Source organism: Aliiroseovarius sp. B-4, assembly GCF_056857795.1.
Map to the genome: position 1 here is coordinate 244,739 of NZ_JBSXNV010000040.1, position 17,366 is coordinate 262,104.

15 protein-coding genes are annotated in these 17,366 nt (G+C 58.3%); 3 read left to right on the top strand and 12 right to left on the bottom strand.

The annotated features are described in order from the left end of the window. Positions 1 to 97: 97 nt before the first annotated feature. Positions 98 to 1,120 (top strand): ketol-acid reductoisomerase, encoded by a 1,023-nt coding sequence (ilvC, locus tag AC13C8_RS15090; protein ID WP_482848105.1) that lies wholly within the window; start codon positions 98 to 100, stop codon positions 1,118 to 1,120. Positions 1,121 to 1,173: 53 nt separating this feature from the next. Here the strand turns inward: ilvC and AC13C8_RS15095 are convergent, their stop codons facing one another. Both AC13C8_RS15095 and AC13C8_RS15100 read right to left on the bottom strand, forming a co-directional pair. Further along, complete coding sequence (locus tag AC13C8_RS15095) at positions 1,174 to 1,629, bottom strand: SRPBCC domain-containing protein (RefSeq protein WP_482848107.1); 456 nt, start codon at positions 1,627 to 1,629, stop codon at positions 1,174 to 1,176. Further along, on the bottom strand, positions 1,622 to 1,936 hold the full coding sequence (locus AC13C8_RS15100) for an ArsR/SmtB family transcription factor (protein ID WP_091431342.1): 315 nt from the start codon (positions 1,934 to 1,936) through the stop codon (positions 1,622 to 1,624). Before AC13C8_RS15100 ends, AC13C8_RS15095 begins: the two co-directional genes overlap by 8 nt. A gap of 78 nt (positions 1,937 to 2,014) precedes the next feature. Here AC13C8_RS15100 and AC13C8_RS15105 point away from each other — a divergent pair, with 78 nt between their 5' ends. After that, positions 2,015 to 2,932, top strand: a complete 918-nt coding sequence (locus AC13C8_RS15105; protein WP_091431345.1) for a DMT family transporter — start codon at positions 2,015 to 2,017, stop codon at positions 2,930 to 2,932. On the opposite strand, the gene glmM is transcribed toward AC13C8_RS15105, so the two are convergent. From glmM to AC13C8_RS15145, 8 genes are all read right to left on the bottom strand, one after another. Beyond that, positions 2,921 to 4,273, bottom strand: coding sequence for a phosphoglucosamine mutase (gene glmM, locus AC13C8_RS15110; RefSeq protein ID WP_091431348.1), 1,353 nt, complete (start codon positions 4,271 to 4,273; stop codon positions 2,921 to 2,923). The two genes, AC13C8_RS15105 and glmM, sit on opposite strands and share 12 nt — an antisense overlap. A gap of 3 nt (positions 4,274 to 4,276) precedes the next feature. After that, positions 4,277 to 5,284 (bottom strand): dihydropteroate synthase, encoded by a 1,008-nt coding sequence (gene folP / locus AC13C8_RS15115; RefSeq protein WP_482848109.1) that lies wholly within the window; start codon positions 5,282 to 5,284, stop codon positions 4,277 to 4,279. Then, positions 5,281 to 6,165, bottom strand: coding sequence for a dihydroneopterin aldolase (locus AC13C8_RS15120; protein ID WP_482848110.1), 885 nt, complete (start codon positions 6,163 to 6,165; stop codon positions 5,281 to 5,283). Before AC13C8_RS15120 ends, folP begins: the two co-directional genes overlap by 4 nt. Before the next feature lie 101 nt (positions 6,166 to 6,266). Then, the gene (locus AC13C8_RS15125; RefSeq protein ID WP_482848112.1) at positions 6,267 to 6,917 is read right to left on the bottom strand and encodes a cell wall hydrolase; all 651 of its coding nucleotides are present in this window, start codon (positions 6,915 to 6,917) and stop codon (positions 6,267 to 6,269) included. A gap of 154 nt (positions 6,918 to 7,071) precedes the next feature. After that, on the bottom strand, positions 7,072 to 9,621 hold the full coding sequence (ppdK, locus tag AC13C8_RS15130; RefSeq protein WP_091431356.1) for a pyruvate, phosphate dikinase: 2,550 nt from the start codon (positions 9,619 to 9,621) through the stop codon (positions 7,072 to 7,074). A 168-nt stretch (positions 9,622 to 9,789) separates the two neighbouring features. Further along, complete coding sequence (glyS, locus tag AC13C8_RS15135; protein WP_482848188.1) at positions 9,790 to 12,015, bottom strand: glycine--tRNA ligase subunit beta; 2,226 nt, start codon at positions 12,013 to 12,015, stop codon at positions 9,790 to 9,792. Positions 12,016 to 12,020: 5 nt separating this feature from the next. After that, complete coding sequence (locus tag AC13C8_RS15140; protein WP_091431358.1) at positions 12,021 to 12,488, bottom strand: DUF6446 family protein; 468 nt, start codon at positions 12,486 to 12,488, stop codon at positions 12,021 to 12,023. Then, positions 12,485 to 13,426, bottom strand: a complete 942-nt coding sequence (locus AC13C8_RS15145) for a glycine--tRNA ligase subunit alpha (RefSeq protein ID WP_482848114.1) — start codon at positions 13,424 to 13,426, stop codon at positions 12,485 to 12,487. The genes AC13C8_RS15140 and AC13C8_RS15145 overlap by 4 nt, the downstream gene beginning before the upstream one ends. Positions 13,427 to 13,678: 252 nt before the next feature. Here AC13C8_RS15145 and AC13C8_RS15150 point away from each other — a divergent pair, with 252 nt between their 5' ends. After that, positions 13,679 to 15,523, top strand: coding sequence for a trypsin-like peptidase domain-containing protein (locus tag AC13C8_RS15150; protein WP_482848116.1), 1,845 nt, complete (start codon positions 13,679 to 13,681; stop codon positions 15,521 to 15,523). 54 nt (positions 15,524 to 15,577) lie between these two features. Here the strand turns inward: AC13C8_RS15150 and AC13C8_RS15155 are convergent, their stop codons facing one another. Continuing rightward, entirely contained in the window at positions 15,578 to 17,026 is a 1,449-nt protein-coding gene (locus AC13C8_RS15155) for a TrkH family potassium uptake protein (RefSeq protein WP_091432615.1), read from the bottom strand. An 82-nt stretch (positions 17,027 to 17,108) separates the two neighbouring features. Further along, positions 17,109 to 17,336: a hypothetical protein gene (locus AC13C8_RS15160; protein WP_091431364.1), complete on the bottom strand. Its 228-nt coding sequence runs from the start codon at positions 17,334 to 17,336 to the stop codon at positions 17,109 to 17,111. Positions 17,337 to 17,366: the final 30 nt, after the last annotated feature.

Genomic DNA, 17,366 nt, shown 5'->3' on the forward strand with positions numbered 1-17,366 from the left:
CAATTTGGGCGAAAATACTGTCGTCGCCCATCTCGCCACCGTGAACAACGCCCCTATGATGCCCGTCAGAACGAAACTCATGCAAGGAGCGCTTGATATGCGCGTTTATTATGATCGCGATTGCGACATCAACCTGATCAAAGACAAGAAAGTCGCCATTCTGGGCTATGGCAGCCAAGGTCACGCGCACGCGCTGAACCTGCGCGACTCGGGTGCAAAAAACGTTGTCGTCGCCCTGCGCGAAGGTTCCAAATCCGCCAAAAAAGCCCAGTCCGAAGGGCTTGAGGTCATGGGCATTGCCGAAGCGGCAGCCTGGTGCGACCTGATCATGTTCACCATGCCCGACGAATTACAGGCCGAGACCTACAAGAAATACGTGCATGACAACATCAAGCCCGGTGCCGCAATTGCATTCGCCCACGGTCTGAATGTGCATTTCGGACTGATCGAGCCGAAAGAAGGCGTGGACGTCATCATGATGGCCCCCAAAGGTCCGGGTCACACCGTGCGCGGCGAATACCAGAAAGGCGGCGGCGTGCCCTGCCTTGTGGCCGTGAACACCGATGCGACCGGCAAGGCGCTGGAAATCGGCTTGTCCTACTGCTCGGCCATCGGCGGCGGACGCTCGGGCATCATTGAAACCAAGTTCCGCGAGGAATGCGAAACCGATCTGTTCGGTGAGCAGGCCGTTCTGTGCGGTGGCATCGTCGAACTGATCCGTTGCGGCTTTGAAACGCTGGTCGAAGCGGGCTATGCGCCCGAGATGGCATATTTCGAGTGTCTGCACGAAACCAAGCTTATCGTGGACCTGATCTATGAAGGCGGGATTGCGAACATGGATTACTCGATCTCAAACACCGCAGAATATGGCCAGTATGTCACCGGCCCGCGCATTCTGCCCTATGAGCAGACCAAGAAGGCGATGAAGGAAACGCTGGCAGACATCCAGTCGGGCAAATTCGTGCGTGACTTCATGCTGGAAAACGCCGTGGGGCAGCCGACCATCAAAGCGTCGCGCCGGGCCAATGACGAGCACCAGATCGAGGTCGTCGGCAAGAAGCTGCGCGACATGATGCCTTGGATCTCGGCCGGTAAACTGGTCGATCAGGAAAAGAACTAAGATCGACGACAGTCCTTGGAAGGGTGGCCCGCGCGGCCGCCCTTTTTCGTCTCTCAATCCGCGAAAGCCGCTGCATAGCAGATGCCGAACACGTTGTCCCAACCGCCATCATAACTGCCGCGACGGGTGTCGGCATCTTCTCCCCAAACCTCCCAACCGGAATGGGTCAGCGTCACCCGTGTCGTGCCGTCACCCAACCCTTCGAATTCCACATCAACGCGGGTCGGTGCATCTGCGTTATTGCCGGGGTGCCAGGTCATAGAGAGCTTGCGACCGGCCTCAAACACCAGCACTTTGCCCCAATCTGTTCGGGCGCCGTCGAACATAGTTTCATAGACCGCTCCGCCAACGCGCGGTTCGATGGTGACGGCTAGTGCTGCCTTACCCTGACCAGCGGAGACCGCATGATCACCCAGTGGCCACCACGACGTAGTGCGGTTTACAAACACATCGAAGGCGCGATCAGGATCACAGGCGACATTCAGTTTTTTCACAATTGGATCAGTCATCTAAGCCGTCCCTTCCGTTAATTTCTTCAGCAAAACCATCCATGACGTTGTCCCAGTGCCTGTCCAACCACGCCCGCAACTGCGCAAGCCCTTGAGGGCGAACCGCGTAGATCCGGCGCGCACCTTCGACGCGACACATGACAAGACCGGCGTCGGACAGCACTTTCAAATGTTGCGACACGGCGGGGCGGCTGACGGGCATGTCTTGCGCCAGCTCTCCTACAGGTCGCGGCGCGTCCACGATCGCCTCGAAAATTCGGCGTCGCGTCGGGTCCGCCAGTGCGGCAAGTGATTCTTGGTAAGTCATTACTTACCGTAAGCCATAACTTACTATTATGCAATTTCAACGGATGACATCATGAAATTCACGAGTTAAGTGGGAAGCATGACAGACAATCCCACCCACCGCGACTGGGGCGGCGTCATGGCGCTTGGCCTGATATGGGGCGCGACCTTCATGGTCGTGTCCATCGCATTGGAAGGCTATGGTCCCGTGACTGTGGCAGCCGCCCGCACAACCTTGGGCGCGGTCGCACTATTGGCGGTGATGGTGATCACCGGGCGGGGCATCCCGCGCTGGGATCGCACGCTTTGGAACTACATTGTATGGATCGGTCTTCTGTCCACTGCCCTGCCCTTCGTTCTGCTGAGTTGGGGGCAACAATTCGTGCCATCTGCCTTCGCTGGCTTGTCTATGGCGGCAATCCCTTTGATGGTGCTGCCGCTCGCCCATTTCTTTTCGGACGAACCATTGAACACGCGAAAGTTCATCGGCGTATCATTGGGCTTCTGCGGTGCTTTGGTGCTGATTGGTCCGGGTCTTACGCAGCTTGGACAAGGGGCTGAGCCGCTGGCCCAACTGGCCTGCATCGGTGCAGCCCTGTGTTATTCGGTTGCGTCCATCTTCACGCGGCGCTGCCCGCCGGTCGATCCAGTCACCTTGGCCGCGCTGACACTGGTGGTGGGGTCGCTCGTTCTTTTGCCAGTCATGTTGGCGACAGAAGGCGTGCCCGGCTGGTCCGGCTCGCGATCCGGATTGGCAATCATTGCGTTGGGACTGGTCCCAACCGCGCTGGCGACGTTGCTGAGGGTGTCGATCATTCGCAGCGCCGGATCGGTGTTCATGACACTGGTGAATTATCAGGTGCCCGTCTGGTCGATGGTCTTCGGTGCCTGGGTCTTGTCCGAGGCCCTGCCCTTACGTTTCTTCATCGCGCTCGCGCTGATCCTGACAGGTCTGGCCATCAGTCAGTGGGTCAGCCTGACGAGGATGCTTAAGGGATCTGGACGATCAGCCGCTTGAGGCGGCGGTTTCGACCTCGGCCACGATGCCGTCGACGACTTCGGCAAGCAGTGCATCATCCTCGCATTCTGCCATGACACGGATCAACGGCTCGGTTCCCGACTTGCGGATCAACAGACGCCCTTGCCCGTTCAATTTCGTCTCGGCATCCGAGATGACGGCTTTCACGCTGTCAGCCTCAAGCGGCGTTTGCCCGGCAGAGTAGCGGACGTTTTTCAGAAGCTGCGGCACGGTATCGAACACCCTGCACAGTTCGGACGCAGGTTTGCCGGTTTCGATCATGCAGGCCAGAAACTGGATACCCGCCAGCAGACCATCACCCGTCGTTGCGAAATCGGTCATGACGATATGACCCGACTGTTCGCCGCCAAGGTTGTAGCCCCCGGCGCGCATTGCTTCCACAACATGGCGGTCGCCGACCCTGGTGCGCAACAGTTCCAGCCCTTGCGCTGACATGAACCGCTCCAGTCCAAGATTGGACATCACGGTCGCAACCAGCTTGCCACCTTTCAGGCGTCCTTCACTCGCCCAATGGCTTGCGAACAGACCCATGACCTGATCGCCATCGGCAACCTGCCCTTTTTCGTCGATAATCATGATGCGGTCGGCGTCGCCATCAAGACAGATGCCCAGATCGGCGCCGGTTTCCACGACTGTCCTGGCCGCCAGAGCTGTGTCGGTGGACCCGCACCCCTTGTTGATATTGGTGCCATCGGGCGCAACGCCCACCGGCACAATCTCGGCCCCCAGTTCCCAAAGGGTTTCCGGCGCAGTGCGATAGGCGGCCCCATTGGCACAATCAATCACGACCTTGATCCCGTTCAACCGCTTGTTTTCGGGGAAGGTGGTTTTCAGGTATTCGGTATAGCGCATCCGCCCTTCGTCGATCCGCTTGGCCCGCCCGATGTTTTGGTTCTGAACGGGGTCGACACCGTGGTGCACAAGACTTTCGATCTCGGCCTCGTCCTCGTCCGACAGTTTGAACCCATCGGGGCCGAAGAACTTGATACCGTTGTCATGATAGGGGTTGTGCGACGCCGAGATCATGATCCCAAGATCCGCCCGCATCGAGTGTGTCAGCCGCCCCACGGCTGGGGTCGGAACCGGACCCAGCAACAGCACATTCATACCGGTCGAGGTCAGACCAGCGGTCAATGCGTTTTCCAGCATATAACCTGACAAGCGCGTATCCTTGCCGATTACCACACGGTGGCCATTCGACCCATCACGGCGAAAATGGCGGCCAGCGGCAGCGCCCAGCTTCAGAGCCATCTCTGCGGTCATTGGCCAGCTGTTTGCCAGACCCCGCACGCCGTCTGTTCCGAAAAGTCTATCAACCACTGCCTAGCTCTCTCTTTTCATCATTGCCTGTTGCAGGCGAATGGCCTGCCGGGTCTCATACGTGTCGTGGACCCTTAGGATCTGTGCCCCATTCTGCACGCCATGCAACACAACAGCCAGCGACCCAGCCAATCGCTCTTTCGCCTCGGCGGCCTGTCCGATTGTCCCAATGAACCGCTTGCGCGACACGCCCAGAAGGATTGGCAGACCCAGATCGTGTAACAGTGACAGGTTTCTGAGCAAAGTCACATTGTGTTCCAGAGTCTTACCAAACCCGATACCGGGGTCGGTCACTATCCGCTCACGCGCAATACCACGACCAGTGGCAAAGGCGATACGATCCTCCAGGAAATCCATCACGTCAAACAACACGTCATCATATCGTGGGTTGTGCTGCATGGTATCCGGCCGCCCCTGCGCGTGCATCAGGCAGACCGGCACGTCACGCTCGGCCACCAGATCGGCAAGCTCTGGGTCGAAGGTGAACGCGGCCACGTCATTGACCATATTGGCGCCTGCGTCCAACGCGGCCTCGGCCACACGCGCTTTTCGGGTGTCGATGGAAATCGGAGTGGTGATCCCGGCGTTGCGTATCGCTGCGATGACCTTCGATGTGCGGCGGATTTCTTCGGCCACCGACACCTCCTCTGCGCCGGGTCGGGTGCTTTCACCGCCGATGTCCAGAATATCGGCCTCTTCTGCCATCTGGCGGGCACGGGTGACAGCGGCGTCCAGGCTGGCGTGATCGCCGCCATCGGAAAAGCTGTCAGGTGTGACGTTCAAGACACCCATTATCCGGGGGCGGTCCATCGGCAGATCGCATATTGGCGCACGACGTTGCGACAGCCGGGTTTGCTCCTGCGCTGTGCACTCTGCCAAAGATTTCCGAGTTGCCGGGACATTGCGGTCGCGCAACAACACTTCATCGAACCACAGGTCGGCGGACCCGGCAAGCGAATGACCCGCGAAAGGCACGCCTGACCGCGCGATGGGTTGCAGGCGCGCGGTCATGGCAAATCGGCCAGAGCGCTGTGGGCCGGACCAACCGTCACGACCGTTTCTGCCCCCATCAATCTGGCGAACCATTGGGCAAGGCGAGGGGGGGTGAAATCGCGCGGGCCGTCCACAGCGTCCAGCACGAGTTTAGAGGGTGCCCAAACGCTGATCTGGTTGTTTTTCATGCCCCAATCCAGTTCGGTCCGCGTTCCGACCACGACGCACCGCTTGTCGATGGCGGTCAGGCGCCAGGCGTTTTGTTCGATCTCCAACAGATCAATGTGTCTTTGCGCGTCACCGTCAGCAACCTGCGGAACACGGGTGACAGCAGGGCCGACGCACAAAACAAAGGCGCGCGAGTCCGCGCCGAGGCGATCCAGAAACAGCGGCAAATCCGGGTCGGCAAACGCTTCGTTTTCCAGCAATATCACCCGCAAGTCCGGGGCCGCATGGGTGTCGCGCTGTGACGCCACGGTTTCGCGGGTGCGCATGATTTCGACCCCTAACTTGCCGGGGCCACGATCCAGCTTCTCGATCCGCACAAAGACGCGCAGCGGCTGCGGTTCTGCCAAAATGCGCTTTGCTATTCGCTCTGCCAAGGTTTCAAGCAGGTTCAGACGTTCCGCAGCAAGCTCAGCCGTGATCGCTTCGGTGATTGTATCATAGGACAGGATATCATCGACATCATCGGTCTGCGCGCCTTGGCTTGGAGCAACCTCGACCACAACGCTGAAGCTAAGCCGTTGCGTCGTGTCGCGTTCGGATTGAAAAGCCCCGATTTCGACCTCGACCTGATGATCGCGCACGGAAATGCGGTCGGGCGTGGGGGTCTGGTCCGGCTGTGACGCGGCGCGAAGGTCCAATGATCCAAAGGCGGCTGCGGTTTCGTCTGTCATTGTGACCCTCATCAAAGATGCGGTCACATTGCCCTTTTTAGAGGTCTGATTGCCAGCGCAAAACGACACAGACGCCCCTGGGCGCGTCACATGAAAGTACCTTATCGATAGAACCGATGCACGCCGATTTTCGCCGTGCGTGTCAATCGGCTGGCCCACGCAGGCGCGACGGCGCTGGTGTGATAATGTGTCGCTCCACCCGTCAAAGGGCGATCAATACCATCTATCATCGCTCGCGCAACCTTGCCCAACCGCGCAAACATGGCCGGTTCGTTGATCACTTCGGGTCGACCGTCACAGGTGAATGTGAACTGACAGGCATATTTTCGACCCGTGCCCTGATTAATCACACCGCAAACTGAATTTGGATACCGAGGATTTTCAACCCGATTCATGATAACTTCGGCAACTGCGAACTGACCCTTGATCGTTTCCCCGCGCGCTTCGAAATACAGCGCTTCGGTCAGGCAGCGCGATTCTTCGTCCTGACGTGGCTTGGGAAGCGTCGCCAACCATTTGGGCGAATATTTCGTCGCCAGCACTTCATTTGGCGCGCTGACCTTGCGAGGGGACGGCAGGATGCCGAGAGCTGCTATCCGGTCCTCAGCCATTGTCTCAACCGCGGTGCGATCATGCAGCAACAACGCGCCAAACGGGTTGGCGGCACTTTGTGCGACTGCGGATACTGGCATTGCCAGCGGCGCCAGAGCAAAGCAAAGCCCCGCAGCCACCTTCTGAAGAAGCTGAAACATTCGTTATCCCCCCACACCGGAAAACGTTTGATGTCTGGCGGTCTGGGTACAAAAAAAAGCGGCTTTGGTCCAGTCAGGCAGGTTGTCACAGTGTGAGAGCGACGGTTAAAGTCGCCGATCGGAATGCCCTCTTCCAATGACTATTGTCATATTTTCAGTCTATTAGCCTATATTCTTCTGCCCAACCCTCCAGCGCAAGGTGAGCGGCGGCCAATCGGGCGATGGGCACTCGAAAGGGGGAACACGATACATAGTCAAAGCCGGCATCGCGACAGAATCGGATCGATTCTGGGTTGCCGCCATGTTCGCCACAGATCGACAAAGTCAGATCATGGTTCGCATCCCGCCCGCGTGTTGCACCCATCTGCAACAGCTCGCCCACCCCGTCAGCGTCTAGCATGTGAAACGGGTCTTCTTCATAGACACCCTGAGCCACATATTCGCCCATGAAGCGACCTGCGTCATCGCGCGACAGGCCATAGGTCATCTGGGTCAGGTCATTGGTCCCGAAAGACATGAAGGCGGCATGTTGCGCAATTTCGCCCGCGCGCAGGGCGGCACGCGGCGTTTCCACCATCACACCCAACCGATAGGTGAAATCCGATCCGGTTTCGATGCGCACTTCGGCGGCCACGGCGTCGACCCGAGCCTTTACCATCTCAACCTCGCGCTTGGCTGATACAAGCGGGATCATCACCTCGGGCACCACGGGATCGCCAAGTTTGGAGGCCGCGACCGTTGCTTCAAATATCGCGCGGGCCTGCATGTCATAGATTTCCGGCACAGTGATGCCCAGGCGCACGCCGCGCATGCCCAGCATCGGGTTGAATTCGCGCAGGCCATCCACCCGCCGTTCAACGTCGCGCAAGGGCAGGTCGAGCGCCTCGGCCAGTTCCCGCAGACCTTCGCGCCCGTGCGGCAAAAACTCGTGCAGCGGCGGGTCGAACAGGCGGATGCAAACCGGCAGACCTTGCATAATCTCGAACAGCTCGGTGAAATCGTCGCGCTGCATCGGCAGCAGACGGTCAAGCGCAGTCCGGCGATCATTGGCGTGATCGGCAAAGATCATTTCGCGCATCGCCAGAAGGCGGTCATCGTCGATGAACATATGCTCGGTCCGGCACAGGCCAATGCCTTCGGCGGCAAACATGCGGGCATTGCGCGCATCAGGCGGTGTGTCAGCGTTCGCCCGCACGCCTATATCGCGAAACTCATCCGCCCAAGCCATCAGGGTCTGGAACCCCTCGCCCAGTTCGGGCGGCAACATGTTCACCGCGCCCGCATAGGCAAAGCCAAGCGCACCATCAATGCTGATCACGTCGCCTTCGACAAATTCGCGTCCATCCTTGGCGATCAGTTTACGCTGCTTCTTGTCCAGCGACAGGTCTTGCGCACCGACCACACAAGGCAGGCCCAGACCACGCGCGATCACTGCCGCATGGCTGGTAATACCGCCCCGGACCGTTAGAATGCCTTTGGCCGCGTGCATACCACGTATATCTTCCGGGCTGGTTTCGCTGCGCACGAGGACGCAGTTTTCACCTTGGGCCGCCATGGCCTGCGCTGCGCGGGCGTTGAAGACGATCTTGCCTGTTGCGGCCCCCGGACTGGCGGCAATCCCCTGGGCAAAACGGTCACGCTTGTCGCTTGGGTCAAACTGGCTGTGCAGCAATTCGCTGAGCGCACGGGGGGGAATACGCAAGACAGCCTCTTCCCGGCTGATGATCCCGTCATTGGCCAGTGATACGGCAATGCGCACGTTGGCACGTTCACTGCGCTGCACCCGCACGGCGTCGAGGATGAACAGTTCCTCATTGTCGATGGTAAACTCAATCTCCATCTCTTCGCGCAAACGCGTCCGGCACAGCTCGCCGTATTTCAGCAGATTGGCGAAGTTTTCCGGTAAAACCTCTTCGATTGAACGCCCGCGACGATCTTTTGTCAGATACATGACGTCGCGGTCTTCGGCGTCGGTCAACGCGTCCCGACCCTGGCTCTTACACAGATAGCGCCCGCGAATTTCTCTGCGGCCGGTCTGTCCGTTGACGAACTGAATGACACCTGACCCACAAGTATTTTGCCCAACACCCAAGGCCATTTTCTGCACCACAAGTCCCAGCCCTGCATCCGCCGGTGCCCCCTTGGCCTGCCGCAGTAGCCGCGCCGTCGTACCCTCCCACGCGCGCGCCATCGAGCGTAGGATTTCAGCCAATTGTTCTTTCGGATCCTGCGGGAAATAGCTCTCGGTTTCTTCCTCGTAAAGCTCTAGCGCCGCGCGCAAAGCGTCTGGGGATGGCGTCGAAAAGGTTTCGAATTCGTCAGGATCCAGACGCCCGACATGAACAGCATAGGACTGGATGAACCGCAAATAAAGCGCGTTGGCCGCGGTTTCCCCATGCGACTTTGTCAGCCTGGCATGAACCGCGTCATTCATGCCGATGTTCAGTATAGCCCCCGGGCCACCCCAATCTGGGTCTTCGGATGACGGTCGCACCGAAACCAGTGGGTCAGAGCCAAAAAGTGCAAGCATCGCGCCAAGATCAGGCATGTCGCCTGCGGATATACCGTGAACGGCGTCGAAACTCAGGGCGACGGTAAGTGGTACAGGCATATCCAGCCGGATCAGGCGTTGCAGGCATTTCGCCCGCCCGCCATGGCGTGCGTTCTCAATCGCCGCTGTCGGCGTGATCTCTGTGAAGGTCATGGCTCTCACTTTTTCTGCACCGCAGCACGGATGTCATACGCCACCATAGCGCGCGCGGCGCGTCAAACAAGTGCTACGTTATATGCAATACACGCGACAAAATGGGGCCGTATCTGACCGGGTCAGCCCGGTTGCCACAAATTTGCGGGGGCAACCGGTAGAAACACGTCAGCCTTCGATACGGGACAGGTCTGCGACGCCCGCACAGATCATTCGAATACGTGATAACAGGTTCAGACGGTTGCGGCGCACCACCTGATTGTCGGTATTGATTTGAACCGCTTCAAAAAACGCATCGATGGGCGCGCGCAGACTGGCCATCGCCTGCATGGCGGCGGCGAAATCCTCGGCCTCCATCGCTGGTTTGATCGCGGCTTCCGCTGTGTCCAGCGCGGCAAACAACGCCTTTTCCTCGTCCGCTTCTGCGAATTTCACATCAGCGCCATAGGAATATTCCACGCCGTCCTTATCTTCCGCCTGCGCCAGAATGTTGCTGGCGCGTTTGACCCCTTGCAGCAGGTTCTCACCGTCATCAGTGGTCAGGAAAGTGCTCAGCGCCTCGGCCCGCTTCACCAGCAAGGTCAGGTCGTCATTGTTCGGCATCGCAAGACAGGCGTCGATCACGTCGTGGCGCACGCCTTTGTCGCGGAGGTAGACTTTCAGACGATCATGGAAGAAACCGAGCAGGTCGCGCGAAGTATCGGGCAGGCTTTCTTTCACCTTCTCAAGATGCTTGGACAAATCGCCATCAAAATGGTCCAAGACTGTGCGGATGGCTGCACCGAACACGCCATGGTCCGCGATCTCTTTGTCCAGATCGCGCAGCAAAGCTTCGCGCACGGACCCGTTTTCATTCAATTCAATCTCGTGACGCAGCAATTGGGCATCGAAAAGCTGGTCCAGCGCGATACGCAGATCATTGTCCAACACCAACCGGATCACCCCCAGCGCCGCGCGGCGCAGTGCAAACGGGTCTTTCGAGCCGGTGGGCTTTTCATCAATCGCCCAGAAGCCCGTCAGAGTATCCAGCTTATCGGCCAACGCCACAGCCACGGAAACCGGGGCAGACGGCACATCATCTGACGGTCCAAGCGGGGAATAATGTTCCATCGCCGCATTCGCGACCTCGACCGGGTAGCCTGCGGGCGCGGCATAGTATTTGCCCATCAGGCCCTGAAGCTCTGGAAATTCATAGACCATCTCGGATGACAGATCGGCCTTGGCCCAGCGCCCGGCTTTTGCGGCCAGGTCAGGATCAGCGTCAACGGATGGAGCAATCGCGCGGGCCAACTGCGCAATTCGTTCGATCCGCTCGCCTTGCGTGCCCAGCTTGTTGTGGAAGGTGACGTTCGACAGGCTGTCCAGCCACGGCGCACCACCGGTTTCGGCCACACGCAGATCGTTCTCCCAGAAAAACTTGGCATCGGCCAGACGGGCGGACAGCACCTTCTGGTTGCCCGCCAATATGGTCGCCCCATGATCCGCTGTTTCGCGGTTAGCGACGGTCACGAATTTCTCGATCAGGCCCGATTTCGGGTTTTTCACCGAAAAGAATTTCTGATGCTCGCGCATGGATGTCTGCAAAACCTCCGGCGGCAACGGGATGAATTCATCCGCAATATCGCCCATCAACACGACGGGCCATTCGACCAGCCCCGCAACCTCGGCCAGCAGGCCCCGATCCTCGACGATCTCCAACCCTTGGGCAAACGCCGCATTCTGCGCTTCGGCCCAGATATGATCGGCGCGCTCGTCGGACGACAGGATCACCTTGGTGGCTTTCAACTTCGCCTCGTAATCCGCAAAACTGACCACGGCGAAAGGTCCGGGTGCCATGAAACGATGCCCTTCGGTCATGTCGCCCGCTTTGATCCCGTCGACATCCAAAGGCACCACACTTGCCCCCGCCTCATCCGACAGGATGCACAGGATCGAATGTAGCGGGCGCACCCAACGCAGGCTGCCCGCGCCCCAGCGCATGGCTTTGGGCCAGGGGAAGTTGCGGATCGCGGCCTCCAGCACCTCGGCGACGATATCGGCAGCGGGGCGGCCTTTCTGTTCGATCAATGCGAAGTAGACCGGGCCTTTGGGCGTGTCGCGTTCTTCAAGCTGTTCGCGGGTCAAACCTGCGCCGCGCAAGAACCCATCGATTGCCTTGTCTGGTGCGCCCACCTTGGGCCCCTTACGCTCCTCGCGCGTGTCCGGCGATTTGTCCAGCAGCCCTTCGACGGCAAGTGTCAGGCGGCGCGGCGTCGACAACGCGGCGGCACCCGCATAGGTCAACCCGGCCTCGACCAGACCATCGGTCACGAGCTTTTTCAGATCCTCCGCAGCGCGTTTTTGCATCCGCGCCGGGATTTCTTCGGAAAAGAGTTCAATCAGCAGGTCGGGCATATCGTTCACTCGCTGTATTTTTCGTTCAGCTGATGCCAGGCATAACCCCGGCCATCAGGGAAGATTGCGACCACACGGTCCACCCCGTCCTGAATGTCGCGTTCGCCCAAAAAGGCGATGGCTTCTCCGGCCTCCAAGGCGGCGCCTATCTGGCTGGCGTCAAAGCAGTCGAACCAGCCGGGTGCGGTCAGGGGCGTTGCCTGCTCATATGTCTTGAAGGTCTCGGTCAGCATCGCAAGGCTCATGGTCGTAGTGAAACACCCGCGGAACCGAAGCGGAGAACTGTCGGCGTCAATCCCCTGAAAGTTTTCGTAAAGCACGACCTCGGGTTCGCCCGTTACAACATTCGTCATACGCAGTTCGGTGTTCAATGATACGTCGTCGTAATACGCGTAGAGCTGCAACCAATAGAGTGCCGCACCTGCGATAAGTGCTGTTATCACAATAAATATTCCAATGATCTTGCCGCTCACGCCGCGTCCTCTTTCGTCCAGCCACCTGCACGGGTCTGCACAAAGGCATCCGCACAGAGTTTTGCGAGCGCACGCACTCGCCCGATATAAGCCTGACGTTCCGTGACCGAAATCACGCCACGTGCATCCAGCAGGTTGAACAAATGACTGGCCTTGATGCATTGGTCATAAGCGGGATGCGCCATGACGATACGCTTGCCTGTCTTGGGATCCACATGTGCCTGATCAAGGATGGCGTTGCACTCTGCCTCGGCCGCTTCGAACTGTTTCAGCAGCACATCCGTGTTGGCCACGTCAAAATTCCAGCGGGCGTATTCTTCTTCCGTCTGCTTGAAGACGTCGCCATAGGTCAGCGGGATTGGCGCACCGGGATCGTTGAACGGCATGTCCATCACGTGATCCACGCCAAGGATGTACATCGCCAGACGCTCAAGCCCATAGGTCAGTTCGCCTGAAACAGGGTGGCAGTCATAGCCGCCAACTTGCTGGAAATACGTGAACTGACTGACTTCCATACCGTCGCACCAGACTTCCCACCCAAGACCCCAGGCCCCAAGCGTGGGACTTTCCCAGTCGTCTTCGACAAATCGGATGTCATGCAGATCCATGTCGATGCCGATGGCTTGCAGTGACCCAAGATAGAGGTCTTGCAGATTGGGCGGGCTGGGTTTGATCAGCACCTGATATTGATAGTAATGCTGCAATCGGTTCGGGTTTTCACCATAGCGCCCATCAGTCGGGCGTCGCGATGGTTGCACATAGGCCGCCGCCCACGGTTGAGAACCAAGCGAACGCAACGTGGTGGCCGGATGGAAGGTGCCCGCGCCAACTTCCATGTCGTAAGGTTGCAAGATCGCACAGCCCTGTTCGGCCCAGTAGATCTGAAGCCGCAGGATGATCTCTTGAAAGCTTTTTGGACGCGTTTCGCTATTGCCCATGGCCCTGCCCGTATGGTCGTTCCCGGAATATCAGCCCTCAATACGGCCTGCCCCCCAAAGGGTCAACGCGTGAAAGCGCCGCTTTTGAACCGGTCAGGCTACAAGCGCTGGCGTTTCGCGTAAATATTGATGAACACGCTGGACCCACCGCACGAAACTGTCATATTGCGACCCAGTTATTGACCATGCCCAGGGGGGATGCTTATCTGCCCGAAGACTTTTCAAGCCATGCCGCGAAGGCCACGAGGATCCATGACCAAACGTATTGCTGCTGCCCTTTTCACCGGAGTTGCGGCCAGCCTGATCAGCCTGCCAGCGATAGCCCAGCAAAATTCATCGTCGGCATCAGGGGTTCAGACTGAAAACCTGTTCTGGATCCAGATCGAGGCGCAACCGACCCTCGGCGAAGCTGAAGAGCGGGTGCGCAGCTATGCCGCGCGGCTTGACGGCGTGAACGGATTCCGCATTGGCGGCAACTGGTATGGCGTCATTCTTGGCCCCTATACCGAAGACGCAGCAAATATTCAGATGCGGTCCTTGAAGAACGCCGGGCTGATCCCGCGTGACAGCTTCATCACCTTTTCCAGCAAGTTGCGGCAACAGTTCTGGCCGGTCGGGGCCAATACACTGAACACTGACCCGCTTGAAGCTTCTGATGCCGCCAAGATTGCAACGGAATCAAGCCAAGCACCTGAACAGGGTGATCAGATTGCGTCCGTGGCTCAACCTGACACATCCCCGACCCTGACCGAGCCTGAACCGCCACGGGACGAGACCCGGCGCGAGGCCTTGGGCAGCGAAAGGCTTCTGGATCGCGACGGCCGAAAGGCATTGCAGGTCGCACTGCAATGGGAAGGGTATTATACTTCGGCCATCGACGGGGCGTTTGGTGCCGGCACGCGTCGGTCCATGGCGGCTTGGCAGACTGATCGTGGCTATGATCCAACGGGCGTTCTGACCACCCGCCAGCGCGAAGAACTTCTGGCAAGTTTTCAGTCTGTCATCGCGTCCTTGGGCATTCGTCCTTACGAGGACATTCAGGCCGGGATATCAGTCGCCATTCCAAGCGCGATCGTCGAGTTTGCACGCTATGAGGCACCGTTTGTGCATTTTGACACAAAGGGCGACAGCGGTGTGCGTGTGGTGCTGATCAGCCAGACCGGCGATCAGGACACGCTATATGGCCTTTACGATATCCTGCAATCGCTTGAGATCGTGCCGGTCGAAGGCCCACGCGAGCGCAAGAAGAGCTCGTTCACGATTGAGGGCACGGATGGTAAAATCACATCTTACACGCAAGCACAATTGGTGGATGGAACGGTCAAAGGCTTCACCTTGATCTGGCCAGTGGGCGACGAAAAACGTCGCAACAAGGTCTTGCAGGACATGAAGTCCAGCTTTGCCTCGCTTGGCCCACAGGCATTACCAGACAATGCGGGGCTGGATGCTGCAACCCAAAGCCTCGACCTTCTGTCCGGTCTTGAAATCCGCACGCCCGAGATGTCGCGTTCAGGTTTTTATGTCGATGCCAAGGGAACAATCCTGACCACGGCAGAGGCGGTCAGAGGGTGTGGCCGTGTCACTGTAAACGAAGACTACGTTGCCGATGTCGCGGCTCTGGACGAAACTCGCGGTCTGGCGCTTCTAACGCCACAGAATCCACTGGCCCCTCTGGCCTATGCGGCTTTCCTGACGGTTGATCCGCGCCTGAAATCCGATGTTGCGGTCGCCGGATACAGCTATGAAGGGCGGCTGAGCGCGCCCAGCCTGACCTATGGCAGCCTGTCCGAGTTGACCGGTTTGAACGGCGAAACCGAGTTGAACCGCCTGACCCTTGCGGCGCTTCCTGGGGATGCCGGCGGGCCGGTGCTGGACGCCGGTGGCGCTGTGATGGGAATGCTCCTGCCCAGCCAGTCATTCGCAAATCGCACGCTTCCCGAAGGTGTCAGCTTTGCGCTGGATGCCGCATCCGTCACGTCTTTCCTTGCTGAAAACGGGGTCACACCGGACGCCACCGATGCGGGTGCATCCTTGGATCCGGTGGATCTGAACGCACAGGCAGTCGGCATGACCGTTCTGGTCAGCTGCTGGAAATAGGCGATCGTTTCTGAACTGTCACCAAGTTTGCCCGCTGTGTTTGCGCGGGCAGACTTACCCGCGCCAGAATTTCACGGTGAACAAGACATAGACGGCCAAAAGCTCCAGCCTGCCGATCAGCATCGTGATGGCCAATATCCACTTTGCGGTATCGTTCAAACTGCCGAAGTTCCCTGCCGGTCCAATAATCTCGCCAAGGCCAGGGCCGATATTCGCGACGGCGGTAGCCGCGCCAGAAACTGATGTTGTGAAATCAAGTCCGGTCATGCCCAGCAGCACGGCAACAATCCCCAGCGTGACAACGAAAAACACAAAAAAACCCATGACCGAGGACAGCACTTCGTCATCCACGCGACGCCCGGCATAGCGCGGTGTGAACAGGCCATGAGGCGAATGGATTGATCGGATTTGCGCCTTGATCGAGGCAAAAAGCAGCTGGTAACGGAACACTTTGATCGAACAGGCGGTCGACCCAGCGCACCCGCCGATCAGACCAAGAAAGAAAAACACAACCACCGGGAACGTTCCCCAAAGCTGATAGTCAACACTGGAATAGCCGGTGCCACTTATGATCGAGGTAACGTTGAAGACACCTTCACGAAAGCCATGCTCCAGATAGTCGCCGTTCGCGATGAGCCGATACACCGTCATCATCAATGTGATGGTCAGAATGATGATAAGATAGGCTCGGATCTGAGTGTCATGCAGAATCGGCCGTGCCGTGCCGCTGAGCAGTTGGATATAGCGAACAAAAGGCAGGCTGGCCAAGATCATGAAGACCGCTGCGACATATTCCGGAACACCCTGAAAGGCGCCGAACGATTTGTCAGTTGACGAGAATCCACCGGTCGATAGCGTCGTCATTGCATGATAGATTGCTTCAAACGGCGGCAAACCGACTGCCACATACAGGACGGCACAAGCAACTGTCAGAAGCAAATATATCTGGCTGATGCGCCCGGCGATCTGAGCGGCGCGGGGCAGCACCTTACCCATCGTGTCAAAGGCCTCGGATCGGAAAATCTGCATCCCACCCACCCGTAATTCAGGCAGGAAAACCATGGCAACAATGATGATTCCGATGCCACCATACCACTGCAAGAGTGCCCGCCAGAACAACAGCCCCTTCGGCATGTCATCAAGCCCCGACAACACGGTTGCCCCTGTGGTTGTCAGACCCGACATCGCCTCGAAAAACGCGTCCACCGGTCGCACGCCAAGATCGGATAGAACGAAAGGGATCGCGCCAAAGACGGGCAATGCAATCCAGACACCGGTGGTTAGCAGAAAGGTTTGCTGGATCGACAGCCCCTTGCCAACGCCGTTGGCTGTCGCCAGCGACATTGATCCACCAATCAGCGTCGTGATGACTGCGCTTTCAAGAAAGACTGCCCAGTCAGGGCTGCCGTAAAACAGATCGACGCCCATCGGAATCACCATGGTGACTCCCAGGGCGGCAACCAAAAGGCCGGTGACATATACGACAGGTCGCAGATCGAACATGGGCGCAGGGTTGGCCTCAGCCATGTTGACTGTCAAGGATCAGATCAAATCACACGCATCAAAGATGCGCAGATGTGTCTGATCAGATGTAACACAAATCGCGGAAAACATGCTGCACAATGTTTTCGCGCTTCAAGCCCATCTCGGCCAATTCGTCGTCGCTGCGAGCTTCAAGTGCTTTGATTTGGTCCATACGCGAACGGCTTTCGCTTGCAATAATGATGGCTTGGCCAATCGACGCGAAGAACGACGCGATGCGGGCACGCACCGGATGACGGTCGAATTTGATGTCTGTGCTATAAGTTGCCATTGGAAACCTCGTTTTATCACTTGTGGTTTC

Bases quoted from the DNA above. Each gene is read 5' to 3' on its own strand.
- ilvC (WP_482848105.1), top strand. From the start codon at position 98: ATGCGCGTTTATTATGATCGCGATTGCGACATCAACCTGATCAAAGAC.
- AC13C8_RS15095 (WP_482848107.1), bottom strand. From the start codon at position 1,629: ATGACTGATCCAATTGTGAAAAAACTGAATGTCGCCTGTGATCCTGAT.
- AC13C8_RS15100 (WP_091431342.1), bottom strand. From the start codon at position 1,936: ATGACTTACCAAGAATCACTTGCCGCACTGGCGGACCCGACGCGACGC.
- AC13C8_RS15105 (WP_091431345.1), top strand. From the start codon at position 2,015: ATGACAGACAATCCCACCCACCGCGACTGGGGCGGCGTCATGGCGCTT.
- folP (WP_482848109.1), bottom strand. From the start codon at position 5,284: ATGACCGCGCGCCTGCAACCCATCGCGCGGTCAGGCGTGCCTTTCGCG.
- AC13C8_RS15120 (WP_482848110.1), bottom strand. From the start codon at position 6,165: ATGACAGACGAAACCGCAGCCGCCTTTGGATCATTGGACCTTCGCGCC.
- AC13C8_RS15125 (WP_482848112.1), bottom strand. From the start codon at position 6,917: ATGTTTCAGCTTCTTCAGAAGGTGGCTGCGGGGCTTTGCTTTGCTCTG.
- ppdK (WP_091431356.1), bottom strand. From the start codon at position 9,621: ATGACCTTCACAGAGATCACGCCGACAGCGGCGATTGAGAACGCACGC.
- glyS (WP_482848188.1), bottom strand. From the start codon at position 12,015: ATGCCCGACCTGCTGATTGAACTCTTTTCCGAAGAAATCCCGGCGCGG.
- AC13C8_RS15145 (WP_482848114.1), bottom strand. From the start codon at position 13,426: ATGGGCAATAGCGAAACGCGTCCAAAAAGCTTTCAAGAGATCATCCTG.
- AC13C8_RS15150 (WP_482848116.1), top strand. From the start codon at position 13,679: ATGACCAAACGTATTGCTGCTGCCCTTTTCACCGGAGTTGCGGCCAGC.
- AC13C8_RS15155 (WP_091432615.1), bottom strand. From the start codon at position 17,026: ATGTTCGATCTGCGACCTGTCGTATATGTCACCGGCCTTTTGGTTGCC.
- AC13C8_RS15160 (WP_091431364.1), bottom strand. From the start codon at position 17,336: ATGGCAACTTATAGCACAGACATCAAATTCGACCGTCATCCGGTGCGT.